Genomic DNA, 15,588 nt, shown 5'->3' with positions numbered 1-15,588 from the left:
TTCAGTTTGCGGGATGGTGCCCGGACAGGAGCTCTGCCACCCGGGGTGCCACCACGGTGCCGAACAGTTCGATGCAGCGCATCATGGCGGCGTGCGGAAGCGTGCCGTTGCCGTACTTGAGGTCGAAGCGGTCGACCCCCAGGTTGCGTTTCAGCAGGACGATCTTCTGCGCCACGGTCTCGGGCGACCCCACATAGAGGGCCCCTTCCGGTCCGCACATGGCATCGAACTCCGCCCTGCTGGCCGGACCCCAGCCGCGCTCGGCTCCGATCCGGTTGCGCTGCGCCAGCCAGTGCGGGAAGAGCTCCTCGCGGGCGGCCTCGTCCGTGTCGGCGATGTGGCCCGGCGAATGGGTGGCGATCTGCTGCATCGGATGGCCGTATTTCGCCATCGCCTCGCGGTACAGGTTGACGAGCGCGGTGAAGGATCGGGGCTGGCCGCCGATGATGGCGAAGATGATCGGGTAGCCGTACTCGGCGCACCGGAGCACGGATTCCGGGGTGCCGCCAACTCCGATCCAGGTCGGCAGCAGGTGGTGCTCCAGAGGCGGATAGACGCTCAGTCCGCTGATGGGCGGGCGGGTCCGTCCTTCCCAATGGACCGGCTTCTGGGTGCGGACCTTGTCGAAGAGTTCCAGTTTTTCCTCGAACAGGACCTCGTAGTCCGCCAGGTCCAGGCCGAACAGCGGGAAGGATTCAATGAAGGAGCCGCGCCCCAGCATGACTTCGGCGCGGCCTTCAGAGATGGCATCAACAGTGGAAAAGCGCTGGAAGACGCGGACAGGGTCATCGGAGCTGAGCACGGTCACGGCGGATCCGAGCCTGATGTGCTTGGTCCTGGCCGCGGCGGCGGCCAGGAACACCTCGGGGGCCGAGACGGCGAAGTCCCGGCGGTGGTGCTCGCCTACGCCAAAGGAGTGGAGTCCGACGTCGTCCGCCAGCTCCGCCTGCTCCAGCAGCTGCCGCAGCACCTGCGCATGCGGCACCGGGTGCCCGTCCGGGTATACGCCGACGTCGCCGAAGGTGTTCAGGCCGAGCAGGACCTTCCCCGGCCCGACGGGCGCTGTGGGGCCGGCGCCCGGGGTGGCCACGGCGGCGGTGTCAGCTGCGGCCGCCGGGGCTGCCGAACTCCCGGTTCCCGGGAGGGACGCCCCGCTCATCATGACTCCTTCAGCCAGCCGGCCAGCTCGGACGCCCAGTAGGTCAGGACCATGTTGGCGCCGGCGCGCTTGATGCCCAGCACGGACTCGGTGATGGCCGCGCGGCGGTCGATCCACCCGTTGGCGGCAGCAGCCTCGATCATGGAGTACTCCCCCGAGATCTGGTAGGCGGCGACCGGAACGGTGCTCATTGCCGCGACGTCGGCGAGGATGTCGAGGTAGCTCATGGCGGGTTTGACCATCACCAGGTCCGCGCCTTCGGCCAGGTCCAGCTCCACCTCGAGGATGGCCTCCCGCCGGTTGGCGGCGTCCATCTGGTAGGTGCGGCGGTCTCCCTTGAGCTGCGAATCGACGGCTTCCCGGAACGGGCCATAGAAGGCTGACGCGTATTTGGCGGCGTAGGCCACCACGGCCGTGTTGGTGTGCCCCGCGTCTTCCAGCGCCTGCCGGATCACTCCGATCTGGCCGTCCATCATGCCGGACGGTCCAAGCATGTGCGCTCCCGCGTCCGCCTGTGCCACGGCCATCGCGGCGTAGATTTCCAGCGTTGCGTCGTTGTCCACGTACCCGTCGGCGTCGAGTACGCCGCAGTGCCCGTGGTCGGTGAATTCGTCCAGGCAGACGTCGCTCATGACCACGAGTTCGTCGCCCACTTCGTCGCGGACGTCTCGGATGGCCTTGTTGAGCACACCGTCGGGGTCCAGGGACGCGGTGCCGCGTGCATCGCGTTCGGCCGGAATGCCGAAGAGCATGATGCCGCCGACGCCCAGCTCCACGGCCTCGGCCGCCGCCCGCTTGAGGGAATCAGTGGTGTGCTGCACCACACCGGGCATGGAGGCGATCGGATTGGGTTCCGTGAGCCCCTCGCGGATGAAGGCGGGAAGGATCAGCTCCGGAGCCGCCAGCCGGTGTTCAGCAGTCATCCGGCGCATGGCCGGGGTGGTGCGGAGCCGGCGGGGGCGGTGGGTCGGGAAGCTCATGGTCTGTCCTTCACATAGTTCTCGGAGGCGGGCGGTGGTGATGCGGAATGTCCTGGAGCCAGCGCCTCAATGACGGCGGAGACCAGGCCGGACGTGGTGGGTTGTTCGGCGACGGCGGCAACCGGCAGTCCCAGCCGCTCCGCTTCCGCCGCCGTTGAACGCCCGATCGCCACGAACCGGCAGTCGCCCAGCGGCGAGAGGCCGGCGTGGATGCGCTGCGCGGCGCTGGGTGAAGCGGCGACGACGGCGTGGAGCCGTCCGGCGGCAAGCTCGGCTTTCGCTTCGGCTGGGGTGAGCACCCCAGCCCGCGGCGGCACACCGGGAGCGCCGCCGTCCGGACTGAAGCTGCGGGCGGGATCCGCCGGATAGTCCACGGTGTGGTAAGCGGTGACGGCCTGAACACTGGCGCCCAGCGACTCCAGCCCTTCGGCCAGCCTGCCGTCCGCGATGTCCGCCTGCGGCAGGAACACGCTGCCGTGGCCCTGCGGCCAGATGTCGAGGAGGCCTGCACCGGATTGGAGCCTGGCCGGGGCCAGGTCGACGGGGATTCCCCGTGCTTCCAGTTCACGGCGCGTGGCCGGACCGATCGTGGCGACCCGGACCGTGCCGGGCAGCCACTGGCTCAGCGTGACGCCCCGATCCCTGGCAAGTTCTTCGAGCGCCTGGAGGGTCGTTACGCTGCTGATGACCAGCCAGCTGTAGGCGCCCGCGCCCAGGGCGTCAAAGGCGACCTCCAGGGAATGCTGGTCGCGGGCCCGTTCGAAGTCGATGAGCGGAAGCAGCAGCGGTTCGGCCCCGGTTTCGCGCAACGCGGCGACCAGGGACGCGGCCCGGTCCGGGCTCCGCGTGACAAGGACGCGGGCGCCCTCAAGCACCCGGAGGCCCGTTTGGCCCTCCGTGCGGCGGGCGCTGCGCCGTCCCATCATGTGCCCGGGTCCGCCGGGTCAGGACGCGGCAAGGTCCGCGATGTCGGCGGCTCCGGCCGCCAGCAGCACCTCGGCCAGCTCGATGCCCAGCAGCGTGGCGCCCACCTCGGTGAGGCCGTCCGTGGCCCGTTTGTCGCGGACCGAGGCCTTGCCGTCAACGGCGCAGACCACGGCCTCCAGGTAGAGCATGCTTCCCTTGCGGAAGGCGTAGGCTCCCACCGGGGCGGCGCAGCCGGCCTCGAGTCGTGCCAGCAGCGCGCGCTCGGCTGTTACCGCCAGCCGGGTGTCCGTGTCGTCCAGGGCCGCGAGGGCCTGGGCCAGGGGCCCTTGGGAGCCCTCGGTGGATCCGGGCTTCCGCGGTGCGTCAGCGGTGCGGCACTCGATGGCGAGCGACCCTTGGCCGGCGGCCGGAAGCATCACGTCCGTTTCGAGGTATTCGCTGACGGCGTCCAGCCGGCTGATGCGTTCCAGGCCGGCGGCCGCCAGGACGACGGCGTCGAGGTCGCAGGATTTTCCTGCCACCACTGCATCGGTGGCATTGCCCGGCAGGCCGGGAACGCGGCCGAGGCGGGTGTCCACGTTGCCGCGGATGTCCACGATGTCCAGGTCCGGGCGGGCAGCCCGAAGCTGCGCTGCACGGCGCGGGGAGCCGGTTCCCACCCGGGCGCCCTGCGGGAGGTCGGCCAGCTTGAAGCCGTCGCGCGCGCAGAGCACGTCCCGGACGTCAACGCGCTTCGGCGTCGCTGCCAGGGTCAGTCCCGGCGCGGCTCCGGTGGGCAGGTCCTTCAGTGAGTGCACGGCAACATCGCACTGGTCACGCAGGAGGGCATCGCGCAGCGCCGCTACGAACACGCCCGTGCCGCCCATCTGCGACAGCGAGCCCGTCAGGACGTCGCCGTCGGTCCTGATGTGGACCAGTTCCACCGGGAAACCGCCGATTGCGGCAAGTTGGTCCGCTGTCTGCTGGGTCTGGGTGAGCGCCAGCTTGCTGGCGCGTGTCCCGATACGGACGGTCACAGGGCTTCCTGTCCCGCCGCCGGTGCAGCCGGGCCGGCCGGCGAGTCCGAGGCGTAATCGTCGTGGCCGGTGCCCACGGTGGTGTCGGCTCCCGCGATGGTGGGCTTCTCGCCCCGGAAGTTGGAGCAGCAGCCCGGACGGCAAACGTCGTACCAGGGGCCCAGGCCGGTCACGTGGGGCCGGTCCGCGATGTTGTTCGCGGCAGTGCGCTCACAGATCAGGTCCACAATGCCGCCCACGAACTTGCGGTGCGTGCCGGGGGTGGGGACCCGGGTTGCGGCGATGCCGAAGTTCCGGCAGGTCTCCAGCGCTTCGGTGTCCAGGTCCCAGACAACCTCCATGTGGTCGCTCACGAAGCCCAAGGGGACGATCACGATTCCCTTGATGACGCCCTGGCCGGCGAGTTCCTCGATGGCGTCGTTGATGTCCGGTTCGAGCCACGGAACGTGCGGCGCACCGGAGCGCGACTGGTACACAAGCGACCATGGTGCGGTCAGCCCGGATTCTTCCCCGACCCGGCGGATGACCTCGGCGCCGGTCGCCAGATGCTGGGCAACGTAGGCCGAATCTTCAGCGAACTGGCGCGGCTCACCCTCGGAGCGTCCGGCGGCTTCGGCGTCGCGCGTCGGAATGGAGTGTGTGGCGAACAGGATGTGGACCGGCGCGTCCGGTGTGCCTGCTGCGGCCAGCTGGGCGCGGACGTCGGCAAGCCCGGCGGCGGTGCCCTCCACGAAGGGCTCCACGAAGCCCGGGTGGTCGAAGTACTGGCGGACCTTGTCCACTTCCAGTTTCCCGTCCAGGCCGGTCTCGGCCAGTGCCAGGCCGATGTCTTCGCGGTACTGGCGGCAGCTGGAGTAGCAGGAGTATGCGCTCGTGGTGACCATCAGCACCTTGCGGTGGCCGGCGTCGTACACGTCCTGCAGGGTCTGCGGGATATACGGATCCCAGTTGCGGTTGCCCCAGAACACGGGGAGCCCTATGCCGCGGGCTGAGAGCTCCGCTTCGATTCCCGCCTTGAGGTCGCGGTTCTGCTGGTTGATGGGGCTGATGCCGCCGTTGGCGCGGTAGTGGTGCGAGACCTCTTCGAGCCGTTCGTCCGGAATTCCGCGTCCGCGGGTGACGTTGCGGAGGAACGGGATGACGTCGTCCTGGCCTTCGGGGCCGCCGAAGGAGGCGAGGAGGACGGCGTCGTACTCCTTCGGAGCCATCCGGCCGGCTTCGGTGACGGGGTTGACGGCCGTCACCTCTGAAGCCTGGGACTCAAGCGAACTCATGCAAGGACCTCGGCGATCTCGGCGGCGGTGACCCGCCGGCCGGTGTAGAACGGGATTTCTTCACGGACGTGGTGGCGGGCCTCGGTGGCGCGCAGGTGGCGCATCAGGTCTACGAGGTCCACCAGTTCGGGGGCCTCCAGGCCGAGGATCCACTCCCAGTCGCCCAGGGCGAATGAGGACACCGTGTTCGAGATGACCTGCGGGAATTCGCGGCCCAGCATGCCGTGGTCGCGAAGCATGGCGCCGCGCTCGGCGTCCGGCAGCAGGTACCACTCGTAGGAGCGCACGAACGGGTAGACGCAGAGCCATTCGGCGGGTTCCACGCCTCGGGAGAAAGCAGGCGTGTGGTTTTTCGCGAATTCCGCTTCGCGGTGCACACCCATGGCGGACCAGACGATTTCCGTGCCGGCAAAGAGCTTGCTGCGGCGAATGTCGCGGACCGCCTGCTGCAGGGCCTCGGGCTTGGGACCGTGGAGCCATACCATGATGTCCGCATCCGCACGCATGGCCGAGACGTCGTAGCTTCCCCGGAGGACCACGCCGGCCCCTGCCAGGCGGGCGATCAGCGCGTCGAAGTCCTCGGCAGCATCGGCGCTGCGCAGGACGTCGGCGGAGCGCTTGAACACGGTCCAGAGGGTGAAGAACTGCTCGGCTGATTCTTCGGTTTTAGTGACAGATTCGGCAGAAGTGTGGCTCATAGCTACCAGTCTGCCCCTTCCATGCAGCTAAGTCGAAACCGAGAACTTCTACAACGTGTAGAAGTGCTTAATTTCACATTACGCCCAAAACTGCGCTGCGCTCACCCGGTGATCGGCAGGCAACAACCTCAGGCCCGGCGCATCCGGACGTAGGCAACCCCCGCGGCGCAGGCCAGTGCCACGAGCCCGGCGCCCCACCACACCTGCGGCGACACGTCGCCCATGGGCGAAACGCTCACGGCAGAGCGCATGACCGGCGCGCTGGACACCCCGTAGCCGGGGCCGGACAACGGTATGACGCCCGCCGACGTCAGGGTGGCCATGTTGGTCGGACCGAACATCTTGGTGGTGTTCCAGGCGGACGCCGGAGCTGGAGAAGCGGGGCCGGTGGCCTTGCCGCCGGCCGGCAACTGTGATGCGCCGGCCGATCCCTGGGCGCCACCGGCTGTGCCCGGCGCAGTTGCTCCTGTTCCGGGGGCGGCCGGGGCCGCCGTGCCGGGAAGCGCTGGAGACGGTGCGGGAACCACTCCGGTAGCAGGCGCGGGCGAACCGGGCGTTTGGGTGGGATCGGTGGACGGAGCTGCCGCACCGCCCGTGGGGGACGGTGAAGGAGTTCCCGACGGCGACATGTTCCCCTCGGACGGCGACGGGGCAGGCGATGTCGGGGTGGTGGGTGAGGGCGAGGCCGGCTCGGTCGTCGGAGAGGGTGACGGGGCGGGCTGGGTCCGGTATCCGGGCCGCGTCGGCTTGCCGGTGCCGGGTTCGGGTTCGGGTTCGGGCGAGTCGGAAGGCTCAGGCTTCGGCCCCAGGACCACGGATGCCACGACGTCCAGCAAGGGAACACCCGCCTCCACGGAGGTGGTGGCGTCGGTGGTTGTGTCCGGAGCCGGAACTAGGGACACAGCATTGGATGCAGGAACACCTGCGGATAGGACTAGTACCGCTCCGAGCGCCGCTGCTGCCGTGCCGCGCCGAAGACCCCCATGGAAACCAGTCAGCGTTCGAGTTTCTTCGGACTTCTGATTGACCATAGTCATCGACACTAGCCAGAATTACGCGTCATTAGAAACTTGCGAAGAAGCCTTTCACGCGGTACTCGCGGGCTAATGAAGGAGGTCCTCCAACTGCCTTTTCGTGTCGGCCACGACGGCGGCCAGGCCGTTGCCCGCCAGCCAGCCGCCCACCATCACCAGGGTTCCTTCGCGGGCGCAGACCCGGCGGACATCGGCCACCCGCTGGCGGTGCCCCACGGCGGCGAAGGGAAGCGCCCCGCCCCAGCTGACGACGTCCCAGTCGAGCAGGTCATCGGCCGTGACAGGTACGGTCAGGAGCACCGACGCATCCCGTAAGGCGGCGTCAAGGAGCTGGCGGTCACCAGCACCTGCTCCGGCGTCAAATGGCAGTCGGGCATCCGCCCGGCGTGCGTCGGCTTTACCGGACGGCGTGACCTCACTCCGGCCGTACGACAACCGGACAATATGGGTGCCGGGCCCGGCCGCAGCCGCCAGCCAGTCCCATTTGGCGGTGGCATGGGTCAGCGCCTTGGCCTGCACGCCGGGAGTCTGCGGAGCCACCAGGATGCCCGTTCCCCGGGGCCGGCGGTCCAGTTCGGGAAGGTCAACAACAAGTGTCACAAGCTTTACATCCGGACCGGCGCCCGGCCGGTACGCTGCCAAGTCCGGTACTGCCTCCTGCATCAGCCCGACGGCGGACGGGCCGTCAAGAGCCACCACCAGCAGGCCGGCGTCATACGTCCCCTCCCCCGCTGAGACCCGCCAGCCGCCGGCCGTCCTGGCCACCGCGTCGGCGCGGGTATTGTCCAGCAGCCTCACGCCACGCTGACGAAGTTCGGCTACGAGGGCGGTGACCAGGGTGTGCATACCGCCCTGAAGGCCTGCGACGGCGGATCCTGCTTTGGCGTGTTGCGCTGCGGGCATGGTCCCACCGGCCGCGGGATCCTGCCTGGCCGTGCCGCCCCGCCGCTGGGCGGCGACAGCCGCTGCGAGGGAGCCGTGGGTCCGGATTCCGGCGCGGAGCCCGGGCGCCACCATGTCCACGTCGAGCAACGCGGGATCGGCCGAATGCACGCCTCCAACCACCGGCGCGACGAGGCGTTCCAGGACGCGGCGGCCCATCCGGGCGCGGACCAGGTCGGAGACGCTGGTGACCGCTGCACGGGTTCCCGTGGCGGCGGGCAGGAACCTGTCCAGGGAAGCACGGAGGGATCCTGCCAGCCCAAGGGTCCGGCGTACTTCGGGGTCCCACGGGTTGGCGGGTATGCCCAGAACGCCGGTCTTGGGGAGTTCCCGGGCGCCTTCGGGGAGCTGGACCCACGCGCCGCCCGGGTGGGGCGCCACGATGTTGCCGGCGACGCCGAGTTCGGCCGCGAGGTCTGCGACGGCGCTGGAGCGGGTCGCGAAGGATTCCGCCCCGCTGTCCAGTGTCAGGCCGCCCACCACATGACTGCCCACGCAGCCGCCCCAGGCGTCGCCGGCCTCCAGGACCGTGACGTCCCGGCCGGCCTTGGCAAGCTCCAGCGCCGCGAGCAGGCCCGAGATGCCGCCACCCACCACTACGGCCGTTTGTACGGACGGTTCCGGCGTGGCTGCGCTCACCGTATTACTCCGGGGAAATCGAATGAATAAGCTCGACGACGCGCGTCAGCACGGCGGGGTCGGTTTCCGGCGGCACGCCGTGGCCCAGGTTCAGGACGTGGCCGGGCGCAGCGGACCCTGCCCTGATGACCTCCCGGACGTGGGCTTCGAGGACCGCCCAGGGGGCGGACAGCAGCGCGGGATCGATGTTGCCCTGCAGCGGGACGGTGCCGCCCAGCCGGCGGTTGGCTTCGTCGAGGGGAAGCCGGTAGTCAACACCAACCACGTCGACGCCGACGTCGCGCATTGCCACCAGGAGCTCTGACGTGCCGGTACCAAAGTGGATCAACGGCGCACCAAGGTGCCGGACGTGGTCCAGGGCGCGCGCGGAGGCGGGGGCCACGAAGCGTTCGTAGTCGGCCAGCCCCAGTGAGCCTGCCCAGGAATCGAACAGCTGGCCGGCGGAGGCCCCGGCTTCCAGCTGGGCGCGCAGGAACATGCCCGAGGCGTCTGCAGCCCAGTTGGCCAGGGCGTTCCAGGTTTCGGGATCGGCGTGCATCATGGTCCGCGGGCCGAGGTGGTCGCGGGAGGGCTTGCCTTCCACCATGTACGCAGCCAGCGTGAACGGCGCTCCGGCGAACCCGATCAGGGGCGTCTTGCCAAGCTGGGCCACGGTGAGCCGGACGGCTTCGCGGATGGGCTCCAGCGCTTCCCAGGTCAGCTGCGGCAGCGCGGCGACATCCCCGGCGGTGCGGATGGGCTTGTCCAGGACCGGGCCCACGCCCGGAACGATGTCAACGCCCACACCGGCGAGCTTCAGCGGAATGACGATGTCCGAGAAGAAGATGGCGGCGTCAACGTCATGCCGGCGGACGGGCTGCAGCGTGATCTCCGAGGCAAGCTCGGGACGCAGGCACGAGTCCAGCATGGCTACGCCTTCGCGCACCTTCAGGTACTCCGGCAGGGAACGGCCGGCCTGGCGCATGAACCAGACGGGGCGGCGGGACGGCTTGCCGCCGCGGTAGGCCGTGATGAGCGGCGAATCAGCCGTGCGGCCGTCCATCAGCGGGTGCCCTGCATCCAGGGTGCCAGCGGAGAACGGGGCGGCGGATACCGTGCCGTCAGAGGTTGCAGCGCTTGAAGTCATGACTCCGATTGTCCCTAAATTCGCCTGCAAAAGATAACGACAGCCTGTCAGCCGGAGCCCGTCACGGCCGCCCGTGGCGGGAATCACAGGGCGCCGTGGTCTTTCCCACGGCGCATAGTTGTTCTACACCGCGACGAAAAAGCTATGATTGTGATGCTGTGGTTCTTTTCTCATTGGTGGCTACACACGCCGACATCGACCTCGAGACCGTTGCTCAACTGAGCACCGGCGCTTCCGAGCTGGCTACATCCGCACTCTCCGGGTCGCCGGCAGTGACGGGTGCGGTGGTGCTTGCCACCTGCAACCGCTTCGAAATTTACGGTGAAGCGTCCCATGCGGACGACGTGGAAGCGGCACGGGCCGCCCTCGTCGCCCAGATCAGCGAACGCAGCGGGCTCAACGAACAGCTCGTCTCCCGGTCCTTCAATACCCGCACCGGCGGCGAAGTCAGCCAGCACCTCTTCGCCGTGAGCTCGGGCCTGGATTCGGCCGTGGTGGGCGAACGCGAAATCGCCGGCCAGGTGCGACGCGCCCTCATCACCGCCCAGCACGAAGGTACTGCCAGCTCCGGCCTTATCCGGCTGTTCCAGGCCGCATCCAAGACCGCAAAGGATGTCGGGGCTCAGACAGCCCTCGGCTCACGCGGACTGTCGATTGTCTCGGTGGCCCTGGACCTCGCCACGGACCTGTCCGAAAACGCTGACTGGTCAACCAAGAAGGCCGTGGTGTTTGGCACCGGCGCCTACGCCGGCGCCACCATGTCCCTGCTCCGCGAACGCGGCTGCAAGGACATCTCCGTCTTTTCCTCCTCCGGACGCGCCGAAGGCTTTGTGGCCACCCGCGGTGGCAAGGCCCTCGACGCCGATTCGCTGCCCGCCGCCGTAGCCGCGGCGGATGTCATGATCGGGTGCAGCGGCTCCGATACCCGCGTCGAAGCGGACGAGCTCGCCCGGGTGCGGGCAGACTCACCGCAAACGCTGATCGCCATCGACCTGGCACTCACCCACGATTTCGATCCGGCTGTCGGCGAGCTCGACGGCGTCGAGCTGCTCACCCTCGAATCCGTGCGGCTCGCTGCTCCCCAGGAGCAGGCGGAATCACTGGCCCAGGCAAGCGGCATCGTCTCCGGCGCCGCCACAGCCTTCGAGCAGGAGCGCGAAGCGCGGTCCGTGGACTCGGCCATCGTTGCGCTGCGCCGCCACACCATGAACGTCCTGGACGCGGAAATGGAGAAGGTCCGGGCGCGCCACGGCTGCACGGCCGCCGCTGAGGAAGTCGAATTCGCACTGCGCAGGATGGTCAAGCAGCTCCTGCATGTCCCGACGGTCCGGGCCCGTGAACTCGCCTCCAACGGCCAGCAGGAACACTACATTGCCGCGCTGGAAGCGCTGTACGGCATTACCGTTGAGCAGCCTGCCGCCGCGCCGGCGGCAGAATGCCCGGTGGACCACGGCCAAGCAGGTCCGGCGTCCGCCGACGCCCGGCGGGAAACCGCCTGACCCGGGAAACCGCCTGACCCGCGGAGCGACGCCCTCTCACTTGTTGCAGGCTTCTACACGACGCTCTCTCACTTATTGCAGGTTTCTACGCGACGCTCTCTCACTTCGTTCAAGAGAGTGAGAGAGCGTCGTTGAAATACGGGCCAAAAAGTGAGAGAGCGTCGTGATAGGGCAACCGTCTAGTAGACCGGCTTCGCGGGTTCCACTTCCCGTACCCAGGCCAGGATGCCGCCGTCGAGATGGCTGACCCGCTGGTATCCCGCCTTGCGCGCTGCGGCCAGGACGGCTGCGGAACGTGTACCGGCCTTGCAGTGGAACACGATGTCCTTGTCCTGCGGCAGCTCGGCCCAGGCCTCCCCCGCGAGGATCCTGCCCTGCGGAATGAGGACCGAGCCGTCGATGCTGACGATATCGTGCTCGCCGGGCTCCCGGACGTCCACGAGGTCGAAGTCCTTCAGGCCGGCTTTTCGCGACGCCAGCATTGTGGCCAGCTGCGTCGCCGTGACGGTGTTTTCCTTGGCTGTGGCAGCCTCCGGAACGATCCCGCAAAATGCCTCGTAGTCGGTGAGTTCGGTGACGCGCTCAGCCTCCGGGTCCCGCGCCACCTTGATCTCGCGCCAGCTGCCGCCCAGGGCGTCAAAGAGCGCCACGCGGCCCAGGAGGGAACGCCCGACGCCGGTGATCAGCTTGACTGCCTCGGTCACCATGAGCGAGCCCACGGCAGCGCACAGCATCCCGAACACGCCGCCTTCGCCGCAGGACGGCACCGACCCGGCCGGCGGAGCCTCCGGGTAGAGGTCGCGGTAGGTAGGGCCGTGCTTTTCCCAGAAAACACTGACCTGGCCATCGAACCGGAAAATGGAGCCCCACACGTAGGGCTTTCCGAGGATGGCCGCGGCGTCGTTCACCAGGTAGCGGGTGGCGAAGTTGTCCGCGCCGTCGAGGATGATGTCGTAGCCGGCGAACAGCTCCAGTGCGTTGGAGGCGTCGAGCCTGACGTTGTGGAGCCACACGTCCACCAGGGGGTTCAGTGCAGCAATGGAGTCCCGGGCTGACTCGATCTTGGACCGGCCCACGTCCGCAACGCCGTGGATCACCTGGCGCTGCAGATTGCTCAGGTCGACGGCGTCGTCGTCGATGATTCCCAAGGTTCCCACCCCCGCAGCGGCAAGGTAGAGGAGGGCGGGCGAGCCCAGGCCGCCGGCCCCGATGACCAGGACCTTGGCGTTCTTGAGCCGGCGTTGGCCCAGCGTGCCGATTTCGGGAATGATGAGGTGGCGGGAATACCGCTCGACCTCTTCGGCAGTCAGTGCGTCGGCCGGTTCCACGAGCGGATCCAGGGTTGCAGGGACAGCAGTAGCGGTGAACATCGAAGCCATACTTCAATGTATGCCCGAAGATGCCGCCAGGTCATATTACCCGCGCGTAAAGTGTAGGTAACTGCAATGGAAAGAAGGCCAACAGTGGTTCATCAGGCACCGGTTGATCGGACACCGGCCGGGAAGGCAGCCGCGGGACAGACGCGGGCCGGCGGTGCGCGTTCGGCGAGGCTCCCGCGTGACGAACGCCGCGCCCAGCTGCTGGCGGCTGCCCAGGAAGTGTTCGTCGCCAACGGCTACCACGGCGCCGCCATGGACGAGATCGCGGAGACCGCCCACGTCAGCAAGCCGGTACTGTACCAGCATTTCCCCTCCAAGCGCGAGCTCTACCTCGCCCTCCTGGACAGCCATCTGAGCTCACTGACAGACCTGATGCTGGGTGCCCTGAGCTCGACCACGGACAATGACGAGCGCGTCCAGGCCGTCATGCGGGCCTACTACCGCTTTATTGCCAGCGACGACCAGGCCCACCGCCTGGTGTTCGAGTCGGACCTGATCAACGATCCCGACGTCAGTTCGCGCCTGGAAACGTTCAACAAGACATTTGCCGACGCCGTGGCCCGCGTGATCGCCGAAGACACCAAGCTGCCTCCCCTGGAGGCCCAGCTGCTGGGGCGCGGACTCGCCGGGATGGCGCAGGTCAGTGCACGGTACTGGCTCGAAACGGACGGAAACCTGGACCTCGATGTGGCCAGTGACCTGATCTATCGTTTAGCTTGGCGCGGAATCTCGCGCTTCCCCAAGGAAACCTAGACTACAAATAGAGAACACCTTTAGAACTTTGATTGGCTGGGAGGCCTCGCTGTGGAAGTAAAGATCGGCATTCAGAACATCGGCCGCGAAATTGTGCTGGAATCGGCTCAGGATGCTGACGCTGTGGCAAAGCTCGTCGGGGAATCCATCGCCAAGGGCGCCGAACTTCGCCTGACTGACGAAAAGGGCCGTGTGGTCATCATTCCCGCCAACGTCCTGGGCTACGTTGAAATCGGGGCAGAGGAAGCCCGCCGCGTCGGTTTCGGCCAGCTCTAGGCTGCCGCTTCACTTGTCCCCCCGCTCTGCAGCAAGGAGTTCACCGAATGCTTTCCCTGGTAATCGTGGCCCTGGTCACCGTGGCCGCAGGCTTTGTTGTCTGGGCCAACGACCGGCGGCACGCCAAGTACGGCATCGCCCTGCCGGCGGGAGTGGCTACCGCCGTGGGGATGCTGAGCTGGATCATCTTCATTGCCGCAGGGCTTGGCTACCAGCCCGGCCTGACGTGGATTCCGTGGGTGCTGCCGATGGTCCTGGGCACCGGGGCGGCACTCGGCGCCGCGGTGTACCTGGGCCGGAAGCGCGCCCTGCACGACACCAGGCAGCTGACGGCCGCGCTGCGGCTCTAGGGCCGGGGTCCGGAGCCGGCGCAGGCTACAGGTCCGGTTCGTGGCCTTCCTCGGTGCACAGGCACAGCCGGTTTCCCTGCGCATCCGTGACCACCACCCAGTTGGGTGCGTGGTCACGGTTCATTAAGGCTCCGGTCGCCGCAGTTTTCTCCAGTGCCGGGCCGGATTCCGCCTTGCTTCGGTGGATGTCCAGATGGAAGCGGTTCGCGTTGGGGGCGGCGGTTTCCTGGAACCAGAGCCCTGGCCCGCGGCCGTACGGGTCGGCGAGGTCCCCGTACCTGCCTTTCCGGTAACCAAGGGCGGTCCGCCAGACTTCCGAAATCTCGCCCGGGCTGGCAGTGTCGATGACGATCTCCACTGTCCGGTACAGCCCCGGTTCCGCGGCGGCCCCGGCAGCAGCGGCCGCCTGGCTGACCGCTGCTGCGGCGGCCACGTCACGCTGCGTCACCTCGGTGCCGGCGTCATGGGACGTGAAGCGGATGAAGACCCTGTTGTAGCGCCAGTCCAGGTCCGGGTGGTGGTTCTGTTCCTCGGCCAGGCGTCCGACGGCGGCGATCAGCTCCAGCGCACCGGCCGCCGTCGGCGTTTTGTAGACGGTCACGAGGCCGCCCAGCCGGTACCTCCAGTCGGGAAGGTCCGCCAGCGCGGCGTCAATCTGGGGTCGGGTAAGAACGTCTTCCTTGCCGGTCACCGTTGGCTCCCTTGGATGGTCTGGGACTACTAGAGGAACTCCGCCCGGCCTTCCATGGCCGACGACGCCAGAGCGTGCTCGCGGCGCGGAATCCGGCCGGCCGCTTTCGCCAGCCTACCGGCGATGACCGCGTGTTTGAAGGCCTCCCCCATCATCGCCGGGTTCTGCGCCCGGGTCACCGCTGTGGCCAGCAGGACGGCGTCGCAGCCGAGTTCCATGGCGAGCGCCGCATCGGAGGCGGTACCGATGCCGGCGTCCAGCACCACGGGAACGGATGCCCGGGAAACTATGAGTTCGATGTTGTGCGGGTTCAGGATGCCCAGGCCGGTACCGATGGGTGAGCCGAGCGGCATCACCGCGGTGGCGCCGAGGTTCTCCAGCCGTAGCGCCAGCACGGGGTCGTCGTTGGTGTAGGCGAACACCTTGAACCCGCGGTTGACGAGTTGCTCCGTGGCGTCCACGAGCTCCACGGCGTCCGGCAGGAGCGTGTGTTCGTCGGCAATCACTTCCAGCTTGACCCAGTCCGTTTCCATCGCCTCCCGCGCCAGTTCCGCCGTCATGACTGCGTCCCTGGCCGTGAAACACCCGGCGGTGTTGGGCAGGACCCGGATGTTGTGGTCCACCAGGAGCTGGAACAGCGAGCCTGTTTCGGCCGGCGAATAGCGGCGCATGGCCACCGTGGTCAGCTCCGTGCCGGACGCGATCAGCGCCGCACCCAGCCCGTCCAGGCTGGGCGCACCGCCGGTGCCCATGATCAGCCGCGACCCCAGCGGAACACCGTCCACAATGAAGGGGTCCGCCGCCTGTTGTGCCTGTGCCGCGCCGGCAACCGTGGTTCCTGCCAT

The 15,588-nt window shown here is 68.1% G+C and carries 16 protein-coding genes; 4 read left to right on the top strand and 12 right to left on the bottom strand.

From position 1 onward, the window contains the following. Position 1 precedes the first annotated feature (1 nt). From AB0N24_RS01715 to hemE, 9 genes are all read right to left on the bottom strand, one after another. Complete coding sequence (locus AB0N24_RS01715; RefSeq protein ID WP_364119549.1) at positions 2–1,159, bottom strand: LLM class flavin-dependent oxidoreductase; 1,158 nt, start codon at positions 1,157–1,159, stop codon at positions 2–4. Further along, entirely contained in the window at positions 1,159–2,139 is a 981-nt protein-coding gene (gene hemB / locus AB0N24_RS01710; protein ID WP_364119546.1) for a porphobilinogen synthase, read from the bottom strand. Before hemB ends, AB0N24_RS01715 begins: the two co-directional genes overlap by 1 nt. Continuing rightward, positions 2,136–3,065 carry a uroporphyrinogen-III synthase gene (locus tag AB0N24_RS01705; RefSeq protein WP_364119543.1) on the bottom strand — a complete coding sequence of 310 codons (930 nt, stop codon included), beginning with the start codon at positions 3,063–3,065 and terminating at the stop codon, positions 2,136–2,138. Before AB0N24_RS01705 ends, hemB begins: the two co-directional genes overlap by 4 nt. An 18-nt stretch (positions 3,066–3,083) precedes the next feature. After that, entirely contained in the window at positions 3,084–4,082 is a 999-nt protein-coding gene (gene hemC, locus AB0N24_RS01700; protein ID WP_364119540.1) for a hydroxymethylbilane synthase, read from the bottom strand. Beyond that, positions 4,079–5,356 (bottom strand): ferrochelatase, encoded by a 1,278-nt coding sequence (locus tag AB0N24_RS01695; RefSeq protein WP_364119537.1) that lies wholly within the window; start codon positions 5,354–5,356, stop codon positions 4,079–4,081. Before AB0N24_RS01695 ends, hemC begins: the two co-directional genes overlap by 4 nt. Continuing rightward, complete coding sequence (gene hemQ / locus AB0N24_RS01690) at positions 5,353–6,054, bottom strand: hydrogen peroxide-dependent heme synthase (RefSeq protein WP_364119534.1); 702 nt, start codon at positions 6,052–6,054, stop codon at positions 5,353–5,355. Before hemQ ends, AB0N24_RS01695 begins: the two co-directional genes overlap by 4 nt. A 128-nt stretch (positions 6,055–6,182) precedes the next feature. Next, entirely contained in the window at positions 6,183–6,956 is a 774-nt protein-coding gene (locus tag AB0N24_RS01685; protein WP_364119531.1) for a hypothetical protein, read from the bottom strand. A 201-nt stretch (positions 6,957–7,157) separates the two neighbouring features. Beyond that, complete coding sequence (locus AB0N24_RS01680; RefSeq protein ID WP_364119528.1) at positions 7,158–8,669, bottom strand: FAD-dependent oxidoreductase; 1,512 nt, start codon at positions 8,667–8,669, stop codon at positions 7,158–7,160. A 4-nt stretch (positions 8,670–8,673) separates the two neighbouring features. Beyond that, complete coding sequence (gene hemE, locus AB0N24_RS01675; protein ID WP_364119525.1) at positions 8,674–9,795, bottom strand: uroporphyrinogen decarboxylase; 1,122 nt, start codon at positions 9,793–9,795, stop codon at positions 8,674–8,676. A gap of 158 nt (positions 9,796–9,953) precedes the next feature. Between hemE and AB0N24_RS01670 the strand changes: the two genes are divergently transcribed. After that, positions 9,954–11,294, top strand: coding sequence for a glutamyl-tRNA reductase (locus tag AB0N24_RS01670; RefSeq protein WP_364119523.1), 1,341 nt, complete (start codon positions 9,954–9,956; stop codon positions 11,292–11,294). A gap of 179 nt (positions 11,295–11,473) precedes the next feature. Here the strand turns inward: AB0N24_RS01670 and moeB are convergent, their stop codons facing one another. Continuing rightward, positions 11,474–12,673, bottom strand: a complete 1,200-nt coding sequence (gene moeB / locus AB0N24_RS01665; protein WP_364119520.1) for a molybdopterin-synthase adenylyltransferase MoeB — start codon at positions 12,671–12,673, stop codon at positions 11,474–11,476. Between the two features lie 84 nt (positions 12,674–12,757). Here moeB and AB0N24_RS01660 point away from each other — a divergent pair, with 84 nt between their 5' ends. The 3 genes from AB0N24_RS01660 to AB0N24_RS01650 are packed head-to-tail and all read left to right on the top strand — an operon-like array spanning position 12,758 to position 14,052. After that, positions 12,758–13,426 (top strand): TetR/AcrR family transcriptional regulator, encoded by a 669-nt coding sequence (locus AB0N24_RS01660; protein ID WP_104172191.1) that lies wholly within the window; start codon positions 12,758–12,760, stop codon positions 13,424–13,426. A gap of 51 nt (positions 13,427–13,477) precedes the next feature. Then, positions 13,478–13,702 (top strand): DUF3107 domain-containing protein, encoded by a 225-nt coding sequence (locus tag AB0N24_RS01655; RefSeq protein ID WP_104172190.1) that lies wholly within the window; start codon positions 13,478–13,480, stop codon positions 13,700–13,702. Positions 13,703–13,749: 47 nt separating this feature from the next. Then, positions 13,750–14,052 carry a hypothetical protein gene (locus AB0N24_RS01650; protein WP_364119516.1) on the top strand — a complete coding sequence of 101 codons (303 nt, stop codon included), beginning with the start codon at positions 13,750–13,752 and terminating at the stop codon, positions 14,050–14,052. Positions 14,053–14,077: 25 nt separating this feature from the next. On the opposite strand, the gene AB0N24_RS01645 is transcribed toward AB0N24_RS01650, so the two are convergent. Further along, positions 14,078–14,743: a 4a-hydroxytetrahydrobiopterin dehydratase gene (locus AB0N24_RS01645; RefSeq protein WP_364119514.1), complete on the bottom strand. Its 666-nt coding sequence runs from the start codon at positions 14,741–14,743 to the stop codon at positions 14,078–14,080. A gap of 29 nt (positions 14,744–14,772) precedes the next feature. Continuing rightward, on the bottom strand, positions 14,773–15,588 hold the full coding sequence (locus tag AB0N24_RS01640; protein ID WP_364119512.1) for a thiazole synthase: 816 nt from the start codon (positions 15,586–15,588) through the stop codon (positions 14,773–14,775).

It is taken from the genome of Arthrobacter sp. NPDC093128 (assembly GCF_040683875.1).
Classification (GTDB): domain Bacteria; phylum Actinomycetota; class Actinomycetes; order Actinomycetales; family Micrococcaceae; genus Arthrobacter.
This window is presented reverse-complemented; position numbering and strand designations above follow the sequence as displayed.

Bases quoted from the DNA above. Each gene is read 5' to 3' on its own strand.
- moeB (WP_364119520.1), bottom strand. From the start codon at position 12,673: ATGGCTTCGATGTTCACCGCTACTGCTGTCCCTGCAACCCTGGATCCG.
- hemQ (WP_364119534.1), bottom strand. From the start codon at position 6,054: ATGAGCCACACTTCTGCCGAATCTGTCACTAAAACCGAAGAATCAGCC.
- hemB (WP_364119546.1), bottom strand. From the start codon at position 2,139: ATGAGCTTCCCGACCCACCGCCCCCGCCGGCTCCGCACCACCCCGGCC.
- AB0N24_RS01650 (WP_364119516.1), top strand. From the start codon at position 13,750: ATGCTTTCCCTGGTAATCGTGGCCCTGGTCACCGTGGCCGCAGGCTTT.
- AB0N24_RS01715 (WP_364119549.1), bottom strand. From the start codon at position 1,159: ATGAGCGGGGCGTCCCTCCCGGGAACCGGGAGTTCGGCAGCCCCGGCG.
- AB0N24_RS01640 (WP_364119512.1), bottom strand. From the start codon at position 15,588: ATGGCAGGAACCACGGTTGCCGGCGCGGCACAGGCACAACAGGCGGCG.
- AB0N24_RS01705 (WP_364119543.1), bottom strand. From the start codon at position 3,065: ATGATGGGACGGCGCAGCGCCCGCCGCACGGAGGGCCAAACGGGCCTC.
- AB0N24_RS01695 (WP_364119537.1), bottom strand. From the start codon at position 5,356: ATGAGTTCGCTTGAGTCCCAGGCTTCAGAGGTGACGGCCGTCAACCCC.
- hemE (WP_364119525.1), bottom strand. From the start codon at position 9,795: ATGACTTCAAGCGCTGCAACCTCTGACGGCACGGTATCCGCCGCCCCG.